This window comes from Oleiphilus sp. HI0043 (assembly GCF_001634935.1).
In genome coordinates this window covers 1-1327 of the sequence record NZ_LWEY01001392.1, presented here as the reverse complement: position 1 = coordinate 1327, position 1327 = coordinate 1, and the positions used below count along the sequence as shown (strand labels likewise).

Here is a 1327-nt window from a genome sequence, read left to right as displayed (position 1 = left end):
GGCCTTGTCGAGCCAAAATATCAGCAAAATTCAATCCCGCAGCTTTCACTGCAATACGAACTTCCTTATCACCAGCCACCAGGTCGGCAGCCTCTTGAACTTGTAATACATTTGCTTTCCCGCTATTGCTTATGATGATTTTTTTCATGATGCGCTCCTTGAACTTGACTGGTGCTAAAACTAACTCAGTTCAGAGAATGAGAAAACCCTTACTTTTCGGAATGGTGTTTTCAATAATCTGGTTCAAACTCGAATGAAGCGAAAAGTTGGTCTGCGTAGTTTGTTAGTTCAAGTGTTGCTGCGTGAGTTTCATAGCGTCGGCTTAGCGTCGTGCTGATTAGTACGTTTGCGAAGCCGGGGTGAGGACAGGTCAGGGTGATACTGTCTATCAGCGCTGGGCCGGGCTTTGCTCGACCTCGCCAGTCTTCGCTATTACTGGTTTGACGAATGCATAATTCGCCATAGCGTGTATCAATGGCTTGTGCCTGGTGATGGAGGACTAAACCTTTTGGCTGCCGTTCTAATTGCAGGTGGCGCTTTAGTGCCTGTAAGTGCGCGTTGGCACTCGAATACATACCGCTTCTTGGGCCGCGAGTTAAGGTGACTAGAATGGAGTAACTATCGTCTTGGTTTAATTGGCTGAGTTTCAGACGATGACTTGTGCCATATACGACTGCAAACCAGGGTGTTTCTGTAGGCACTTCAAAAGAGAAAGTAAAGCCATCAACACGCTGACCGGGTTTAATGTTGGTCTGATCAAAGCTGGCGCAAGCTGATAAAAACAGTGCTAATAGGACTATTGAGCGCTTTATTATTAGCGTTATTGGCTTATAGGAAGTTAGCATCTGCTTACTTTAGCATTTAGGAGGTGTTCCATCTAGTTTAGTTGCCAGAATGGCGTTTAATATTTTGGCCTATTGTAATGTAAATCGTGTTGGCCGACTTTGCATGCGACCCACTATATTTGCTAGGCTTCTCGTGAATTCAATCATTAGCAAAAGGAATTTGCGATGCCGATAAATTGGAAAGACCTGCCCGACGTGTCTCCTCATGATGCCCAAAGGGAAGTTAAGAATCACAGCCCCTTTCAGGAGAACGACCTATGAATATGGACACGGCGCTTCACGCCCTAAAATCTTACTTTGGCTATGATGCCTTTCGCCTCAATCAGGCGGGTGCCATCGAACGTACACTTAAGGGCCAGTCTAGCCTGGTGATTATGCCTACCGGTGGTGGTAAGTCTATTTGTTACCAGCTGCCCGCTGTCATGCTGGACGGTTTGAGTATTGTTGTCTCACCTCTTATCGCACTAATGCAGGATCAAGTC

Annotated in this window: 2 protein-coding genes; one reads left to right on the top strand and one right to left on the bottom strand. The window is 46.1% G+C overall.

Annotated elements, in window-relative coordinates:
- Positions 1 to 230: 230 nt before the first annotated feature.
- Complete coding sequence (locus A3729_RS19040) at positions 231 to 845, bottom strand: hypothetical protein (protein WP_068509688.1); 615 nt, start codon at positions 843 to 845, stop codon at positions 231 to 233.
- Between the two features lie 257 nt (positions 846 to 1102).
- Between A3729_RS19040 and A3729_RS19035 the strand changes: the two genes are divergently transcribed.
- Positions 1103 to 1327: DEAD/DEAH box helicase (locus A3729_RS19035; protein WP_156498025.1), on the top strand; the 225-nt coding region annotated here is incomplete at its 3' end.